The organism is Tardiphaga sp. (assembly GCF_044340795.1).
In the GTDB taxonomy this organism is placed as follows: domain Bacteria; phylum Pseudomonadota; class Alphaproteobacteria; order Rhizobiales; family Xanthobacteraceae; genus Tardiphaga.
The window spans coordinates 23,739-32,159 of sequence record NZ_JBIISY010000052.1; the positions used below are offsets into that span (position 1 = coordinate 23,739).

Below are 8,421 nucleotides of genomic sequence, written 5' to 3' on the forward strand. Positions count from 1 at the left end.
CGTGCATGTCCACGCAAGTGCAACGTCGACAGCGCTATTCCAAGTCCCAGCCTCTTTGCTCCAACGACGATAACCGGTCGTCGGATTAACACCAAAGCGTAACCGGCGGCCTGCCGGACAACGATGCGCGGCTTGCACCTACGCTCCGGTATTGCGCCCATCGCTGTCGCGTGCCAGCTATCTGTAAAATCGCGGCATATCTTTGTTTGCGACGGCTCGCGATTCGCGCAGCTGCGCTATGCATGCTATCGATTTTGTGACGCGCCCCTCACCTGGCGGCAGATGTAAAGGATCCAGGCTCGTGCCATCGTTCAATTATTCGCTGAGCGGGAAGAAAGTTTTCGTGGCAGGTCACCGCGGCATGGTTGGTTCGGCTATCGTCCGACGCCTCGCGACGGAGAACTGTCAGGTTCTCGTTGCCGAGCGCGGTGAGGCGGATCTTCTCAATGACGGGCAGACGCGGCTGTGGCTTGAGAAGAATCGACCGGACGTCGTCGTCCTCGCCGCAGCCAAGGTTGGAGGCATTGGCGCAAACAATGCGCTACCGGTCGATTTCTTGTGCGAAAACATGCGTATCCAACTCAATGTCATCGAGGGCAGCCATGCTGTCGGGGTGGAGCGTCTTTTATTCCTCGGCTCGTCCTGCATCTATCCGAAATTTGCGCAACAGCCGATCAATGAAAATGAACTCCTGACCGGCCCGTTAGAGCCGACCAACGAATGGTACGCTATCGCGAAGATTGCCGGGCTGAAGATGTGTCAGGCCTATCGACAGCAGTTTGGCCGCGACTACATTTCGGCGATGCCAACCAATCTCTACGGCCCGGGTGACAATTATCACCCCGATCATAGCCATGTGCCAGCAGCTCTTCTCCGCCGTTTCCATGAGGCAAGACTGGCCGGCGCGTCGTCCGTAGCGGTATGGGGTACGGGAACGCCACTGCGCGAATTCTTGTATGTCGACGACATGGCCGATGCCTGCGTTTTCCTGCTTAAGCACTATTCCGAGCGTGAACCGATCAATGTCGGTACCGGCGACGAAGTGACCATTGGCCAATTCGCAGCAATGGTCGCGGAGGCCGTCGGCTATCGCGGCAAGCTGGAATTCGATACCAGCAAGCCGGACGGCACACCGCGCAAGTTGCTCGACAGTTCGCGCATTCGGGCGATGGGATGGCAGCCCAAAACGTCGCTACGCGACGGCTTGCCAAAGGCGCTGGAAGACTTCCTGAAGGGCGGCGGACGCCACCTCCATGTGACCAGCGACGCAGGGTGATAGGGCGGACGGCAACGGCATCGACTTGATAGCGGGCGAAACAGGTCGAGGCTTCGCCCGCTCCCTTTATAACTATTCGAAGCGCTCGAAATAGCGGAAGCCATGGCGCTTGACGAGTTCGTCGCGCTCTGCAGACTTGAGATCTTCCTGCATCATCTCCACGACCAGCGACTGAAACGAGGTCTTGGGCACCCAACCGAGCTTCTTTTTTGCCTTGGACGGATCACCTAGCAGCGTTTCAACTTCTGCCGGTCGGAAGTAGCGAGGATCGACGGCGACAATGCATTTACCCGACGTCGCATCATACCCCTTCTCATCCACACCGGTGCCTTCCCAACGAATCCTGATACCGACTTCCGCTGCAGCGAGATCAACAAATTCGCGTACCGAATGCTGTTCACCAGTGGCAATGACATAGTCCTCGGGCTGCTCCTGCTGCAGCATCAGCCATTGCATTTCCACATAGTCACGGGCGTGGCCCCAGTCGCGCAACGCATCAAGATTGCCGAGATAGAGACGTTCCTGCAAGCCGAGCTTGATGCGCGCCAGCGCGCGCGTGATCTTGCGGGTCACAAAGGTTTCGCCGCGCACCGGAGACTCGTGATTGAACAGGATACCGTTACAGGCATACATGCCATAAGCCTCGCGGTAGTTCACCGTGATCCAATAAGCATACAGCTTGGCGACAGCATATGGCGAGCGCGGATAGAACGGTGTCGTCTCTTTCTGCGGGATCTCTTGAACAAGACCGTAAAGCTCGGATGTCGACGCCTGGTAGAAACGCGCCTTTTGATCCAGCTTGGTGATCCGCATGGCCTCCAAGATGCGCAATGCGCCGAGGGCATCGGAATTTGCCGTGTATTCCGGCTCTTCGAATGACACCGCGACATGGCTCTGGGCCGCGAGGTTGTAAATCTCGTCGGGCTGAACCTGTTCGACGATGCGGATCAAGCTCGATGAGTCGGTGAGATCACCGTAATGTAGCTTGAGGGTTGGATTGTCATCATGCGGATCGCGATAGAGATGATCGATGCGATCGGTATTGAACAGCGAAGTTCGACGCTTGATCCCGTGGACGACGTAACCTTTGTCAAGCAGCAACTCGGCCAGATAAGCGCCGTCCTGGCCAGTAACGCCGGTGATAAGTGCAGTCTTCTTCGTCATGTTACGGCAAACCTCTAGGACGTAAGCGCGTAAGAATGGCTTCGCGCGTGTAATTCGTAATATGCCTTGACCTCAGGGCGCCAAAGGGCGCGCGCATTTATCTGAAGGGTCTAACAACGTGTGCGGGTAACGTACAACCTTTCGCAACAAGCCTGGTACAGGCACAATCCGCTGATCGGGATCCTAGGAAAAGGGACATCTCGATTCCCGATCGCTCAGGGTGCACACCTTTGCCCTAGTCTCGAGCGACAGGCAACACAGGCCTTATTCATCACGCTATCACCGAACGATTGGCCTGTCGGCCAACGAATAATTTCAGCAATATCCGATAGTTGGTGAATCTGACAGCAGTCCACCGGGCACGCTTTGGGGTGCCTGCGCCGATCACTTCGGGCCCAACGCCCGACGAAGCCCCTCATCAAGGCTGAACGGAGGGACCCACCCCGTCGAAATAGCGGCAGATGTATCCATTTCCAACGACCCGAGAAGACTGTCGCGCATTGTGGGCTGCACCGCCTTGATCGCGAAATCGAGCAAACCGGGAGGAATGGGAAGCAACACAGGCGACCTGTTCATCGCCATTCCCATCTGTCGAACGAAAGTGCCGATTGATACCTGTTCGGCATCCGCAACGAGATAGGTCGCACAGGCCCGATCCTGCGCATGTCCGACCAATGTCGCGATGAAAGAACAGAGGTTGTCAACGCCGATAAATGCCCTTCGATTGTTGATCAAACCAAAGGGCAACGGCAGGCGCGCACGTATCGCCTTGGCCAATTGCTTGAAGTTGCCAACCGCATCGCGACCGTGGACAAGCGGCGGCCGGACGATAGAAATGTCCATTCCGGTCGAGCTCGCCACCTCCGCGAGGCCCAGTTCGGCGGCAGCCTTTGATCGACCGTAAACGCCGCGCGGGCGAAGCTGGTCATGCGCGGTGAACGGGCCGCGGCCATCGGTACAACTCCCGTTGACCAGAATTGAGCTTAAAAAAATGAACTTTCGGGCGCCGGCCCTCGCCGCCGCACGCGCCAGGTGCAACGTGCCGTCAGTATTGATGGACGTGTAAAGCTCGTCAGCATGCTCTTCGTTCGGATGATGAACACGGGCGGCGAGATGAACGACCGCATATATGCCGGCGACCGCTTCGCTCCAGTCTGTCGTGTGACCAATCGAATCGATCGCGACGTCGCCATCCGACATCGTGCCACTGCGCATCGCTCCACGCACGGCGTAGCCATTCGCACGCAAAAAAGCCGGCAGATTCCGTCCGACAAAACCGCTTGCGCCCGTAACAAGAACAATCGGCTGCATCAAGCACGTCTCTCAGGCATTTGATTCAGGTCCATCAGTTCATCAGCCAGCGCGACATATTTCGCAAGAGCGGCCTCCTTACTGAAGTCACGGCTGATTTCAACTGCGCGGTCGGCGATCGCCTTTCGATCGGCCCTGGACGCTGCGCGAATAGCATTCGCCAGTGCCGCAGCGTCTCCGGGCGCAACCACCCATCCGATCTCGTTCTCCGAGATGGTCAGCGCAGCTTCGGTTTCGGGCTCCGACGCGAGAATGACGGGACGACCGATGGCAAGTAGATTGTAGAAGCGGCTGGGCACCGACATGCCTGCAATATGCTCGCGATAGGGGATCACCCATACATCCGCGGAAGCCAGCAGATCTCCGACTTGTGCATCCTCGACACGTTTTACAAACGTCACATTCTTCAACTGCGACTCGGCCTGTCGCTTCTGCAGTCGGTCAAAGCCGCTGCCCCATCCGGACAGCAGGAAATGGATATCCGCTTCGTTCTCAAGCAGACGCGCGGCATCGAAAACTAGATCCGGGTCATGCGTGAAGCCCAGATTGCCCGACAGACCAACGACAAACGGAGCTGCAATCTCGCGTCGAAACACGTTCTCCGCCGAAGATGGGCGATATCCCGGCACCAGACTGCACCAGTTCGGGATCAGACGAATTTTGCTGAGCCGCATCCGCCGATATTTCATCAACGGCGCATTGGCATCCCGTCCGATCGTCACCAAAGCACTCGCTTGTCCGAACATCAAATTGTTGAGAAATCTGATCGCCAGCGCGGCAGGTGAACTTGGTTTGATCAGCCCGGCACTGACCAACACTTCCGGAAAGAGGTCATGCATGATGACGACGGAACGCGACCGCTTCAACCATGCGGCAGTCGCCACCGCGTAAGGAAGAACGAACGGAGCCGTTACCCCGATCGCGACATCGCCCCGCTTTAATTTTTGCAGCAACGCAAAGAAGATACGACAGACGAACAGAACTTCATTCGCAGCCCGTCGCAGCAACGCCGTCTTCGACGCCATCCTGTTGTCGATGGAAATCACGGCCGGATCTCCGGGAGACAACGACGGGAAATCACCGCTGCCGGACAACACCTGCACCTGATACTTCGCTGATAGCGCGCCTGCGACGTCGCGCATGATCGCAGCGGTCGTGCTCTGGTCCGGCGGATAGTGCTGCGTGGCGATGACGATCTTATTGCTGGCCATCATCTGGCACCGTGATCGGTTAGGGCCGTAGTCATCTGATCTTTCCTCATCGACGGCTTGCAACGATCCGGTCGACGGCTGTTACAAAATTCTCAGCGAATTGCCGCACTCTTTCGCCCGTGTCGGAGCCAACGTCCCGAATGACCGGAGCCTGCCTCGCAATTGCCTGCAAATGATCTGCGAGTGTCTCAGCATCATCGGGAGAAAAATACAGGGCACTGCCTCTGGTTTGTTCGCGATGCACGTCAATGTTTGACAGCACCATGGGAACACTGAATGATTTTGCTTCCTCGACAGTGGTGCTCCACCCCTCGAAGCGGGATGGGTTGATCAAAGCAGTACAGGCGCGCAGCAACGCATACACGTCAGGCAGCGGTATCATTCCAAGATATCGGAAAGCCCCATCCAGTTGCTGCCCGGTAACTTCTCGGACGATATCGTCCAGATAGCCAGGCTCGTTCGGATTGGCGCCGCCGGATACAGCCACCGTGACCTGCACGCCGCGCTGCTTCAGGATCGCCAAAGCACTGATCACAAGCCGATGATTCTTGTGACGCCAGAACTGATTGGGCAAATAAAAATAGCGCGACGGCAAATCATACGTCTTCAGCACATCGACCGGGTTGCGTGTCAGCAATTCCGGAGCGGGTTCGCTGGCAAAGCGAACAACGGCCGTGCGCCCTTGCGTGCGAGGATAGTAGGAAAGGCAGTCGCGTTCTGCACTCTCACTGCTGAGCATGATGGTTCGGTTTCCCAGTATCTGAAGCCGAAAGCCGAGTTCGCGTCGCCAGCGGGCGCCCGCCGTAAAGAGCTGCGGCAGTTGTCGATGCTGGAGATCAGGAATCCATGCGACCGTAGGAAACGGCGACATCCATCCGAAAAATCGCGCATTCTCCCAGACGGCATCTATTTTATGGCGCCGGAAACTTGCGATCGCATGGAGATCCCTAGCGAATAGTGTCGGCAACAACGTGCGCAGAGATGAACGAGAAAATGCAGCCGAACGAACAATCTCGACACCGGGAATGCGTGCAACTGCCTCGACGTCTGCGCCGTCTTGTTCTGCAGCGAATACGACAGGCGTGATGGCGCCCGGACAATATCTGGCGAGCGCCGTGAACAGGTTCAGTTGATAGTTATAGCCGCCTGCCCACGCTTTGCGCGAGATCAGCGTGAAGGCGAGCCGGATCGGACGATCGATGGTCAATATGACTGTCCCTTGAACCAATCGACATAGTCCTTGATCCCATCTTCAACGGGGATGCTCCAGCGAAACGGCAATGCTGCAACACGCCGCTCGTCCGCTACGAGGCTAAAGGGATCACCGGGCCGTGCATCGCCTGAAAAACGCAATTCGATGCCGCCCCCCCACGCCTTCGTCACCATGCCGGCGATGTCGGCAACTGTCGTTGCAACACCGCTGCCACCATTCAGGCAGACGAATTGCTGACCATCATCATTCGCCGCTACGGCGAGCAGCCTGACAGCGTCACGAACATCGATCCAGTCCCTTGCCTCACGGCCAGTCCCTCCCAGCACAAGCTGTTGTTGCCCGCCCTTCAACCGCAGACAAAGGTCCCACAACAACTGCTTTCGTAGAGACGGACCATAGACGGAAAACAGCCGAACGATGGTTGCCCGGAGCCCGAATGATATTGCATAGCTCTGGCAGAGTTGCTCCATCAGCAGCTTATGAAAGCCGTAGGGCGACATCGGTTGCTTGTCGGCGTCCTCCGCGATCGGTCCGGAATGGTGCGCCCCATACACTGCAGCGCTGGACGCCACGACGAGCCGGCAGCTTGGCGCCGTATGGCGCAGCCATTCGAGAAGTCTGGCTGTTGCAACGACCGTCCGGTTGAAATCCTCGTAAGGCTGCTCGATCGAGCGACCAACCGTCGAACCGCCAGCGAGATGAAAGACGGCGGTTGGCGCACCATGACGGGTTGCCAGCGCATCAAGATTCGGCGCATCGATCTCGCCGTTGATCCAGTTGCTCAATCCGAGGCGCTGACGATCGGTTTCATCAATCGCACCATGACCGAGCCCCGCGACAACCTCACCAGCGCCGGCAAGCGCGAGAATGAGGTGCCGGCCGATGAACCCATTGCCTCCAGTAACCCAGACGCTCATGCGGAAGCCTTCTGACAGACAAAAGAGTAAAGGCGACCGGGACGATTGTCGAAGCGCTCTGCAATCGACAGCAAGAGCGAGAGCGCCCACTCGGAACCCAGTATAGCTTTCCATAACGGGCGCAGCGGTAACACCCGCGAGAGCTTTTCGACCACCGCATCGCGCAATGTTGCTCTGGTGTGCGGAAACAGGTTGATGGCACTACTCAGCGGCGGCAAAGCCACAATATGTGAGAACTTTGCTTTTTCGAGTGCCTCAACGTAACGCGAGAGCAAGAAGGCGTGTTCCCCCCCATAAAGCCGATGAAGCGGATGCGAAGCCAGAAATTGATCGAGGTCGGATTCCCGACTGATTACGTGCTCCCGCACGCCCAGAAACAATCCACCAGGACGCAGGACTCTATACATCTCCCGACACGCGCCATCCAGATCGCGCGTGTGGTGCAGCACGGCGCGCGCAAACACAACGTCGAACGTGTGATCGGGGAACGGCAGCCCTTCGGAGAACTCTTCAACGACTTGAATTGCAAGACCACTGTCGCGCGACAATTGTCGAATAGCTTCAGCACCGACGATCGCACTCGGATCCGGTTCGAGTGCAGACACATCAAAACCTTGTCGAGCCAAAGCAAAACTTGCGATCCCCCGACCAGCACCAACGTCGAGCGCCTTGCCGCCTCGACCGGAGATTAATTTAGCGACGTCGTGCCATTCGCTACTACGAAAATAGCGTTCCGCCGCCTCGACAAGCGGGTCATCGTAAAATGCATCACGCACGAGTTGCTGCTGATCCGGCTGCTTGCGTAGCCAAACGACAGCATCCTCCCATGTCAGCAAATTCGGATTAGTCGACATCGTCACCTGTTCCTCCGGTGGCGCTCGCGCAGCGTTGCTCGTACATATCTCTGAAGCGCATGTTACCCGTATGGCGCATGTGCAAACAACGCTGCACGTCTGCCACCCGTCACCACTCAACCATTACGCCTGGCTTCATCTCCCGGCGCGAGTTCGCGCACAACTCTGGCGGGACATCCGGCAACCAGCGAGTAAGGTGGCACATCGCGTGTGACGACCGAGCATGCAGCAATCACAGCCCCCTCTCCGACCCTAATTCCTTTGAGCAAACTCGCATTGAAACCGATCCAGACCTTGTCTTCGATAGTTACTGGTGAATGAGCGACACAACTCCAGTCCTTTTTCCCAACTGCCCAGTCGCGGACGTCATTTTTGCGGTCACTCCAGTTGGTACTGTGGGAATCGTGATCCACGATCGTAATCCCCCAGGACATGATCACGTCATCGCCAATTGCGATATTGCGATAGCAGACCA

Annotated in this window: 8 protein-coding genes; 1 reads left to right on the plus strand and 7 read right to left on the minus strand. The window is 57.2% G+C overall.

The features are described 5' to 3' along the window. The first annotated feature begins 301 nt into the window (after nt 1–301). A complete protein-coding gene (locus ACIQ17_RS11275) occupies nt 302–1,276 on the plus strand; it encodes a GDP-L-fucose synthase family protein (protein WP_398468472.1) in 975 nt (324 codons plus the stop codon). 72 nt (nt 1,277–1,348) lie between these two features. On the opposite strand, the gene gmd is transcribed toward ACIQ17_RS11275, so the two are convergent. The 7 genes from gmd to ACIQ17_RS11310 all read right to left on the minus strand — a co-directional run. After that, entirely contained in the window at nt 1,349–2,440 is a 1,092-nt protein-coding gene (gene gmd / locus ACIQ17_RS11280; RefSeq protein WP_398468474.1) for a GDP-mannose 4,6-dehydratase, read from the minus strand. 384 nt (nt 2,441–2,824) lie between these two features. After that, nucleotides 2,825–3,751, minus strand: coding sequence for an NAD-dependent epimerase/dehydratase family protein (locus ACIQ17_RS11285; protein ID WP_398468488.1), 927 nt, complete (start codon nt 3,749–3,751; stop codon nt 2,825–2,827). Beyond that, the gene (locus ACIQ17_RS11290) at nt 3,751–4,962 is read right to left on the minus strand and encodes a glycosyltransferase family 4 protein (protein ID WP_398468476.1); all 1,212 of its coding nucleotides are present in this window, start codon (nt 4,960–4,962) and stop codon (nt 3,751–3,753) included. The genes ACIQ17_RS11285 and ACIQ17_RS11290 overlap by 1 nt, the downstream gene beginning before the upstream one ends. A gap of 46 nt (nt 4,963–5,008) precedes the next feature. Next, the gene (locus ACIQ17_RS11295) at nt 5,009–6,169 is read right to left on the minus strand and encodes a glycosyltransferase family 4 protein (protein WP_398468478.1); all 1,161 of its coding nucleotides are present in this window, start codon (nt 6,167–6,169) and stop codon (nt 5,009–5,011) included. Beyond that, a complete protein-coding gene (locus ACIQ17_RS11300; protein ID WP_398468480.1) occupies nt 6,166–7,092 on the minus strand; it encodes an NAD-dependent epimerase/dehydratase family protein in 927 nt (308 codons plus the stop codon). Before ACIQ17_RS11300 ends, ACIQ17_RS11295 begins: the two co-directional genes overlap by 4 nt. After that, nucleotides 7,089–7,946, minus strand: a complete 858-nt coding sequence (locus ACIQ17_RS11305) for a class I SAM-dependent methyltransferase (RefSeq protein ID WP_398468491.1) — start codon at nt 7,944–7,946, stop codon at nt 7,089–7,091. The genes ACIQ17_RS11300 and ACIQ17_RS11305 overlap by 4 nt, the downstream gene beginning before the upstream one ends. 116 nt (nt 7,947–8,062) lie before the next feature. Next, a partial coding sequence (locus ACIQ17_RS11310; protein WP_398468482.1) for an acyltransferase occupies nt 8,063–8,421 on the minus strand: 359 nt, incomplete at its 5' end.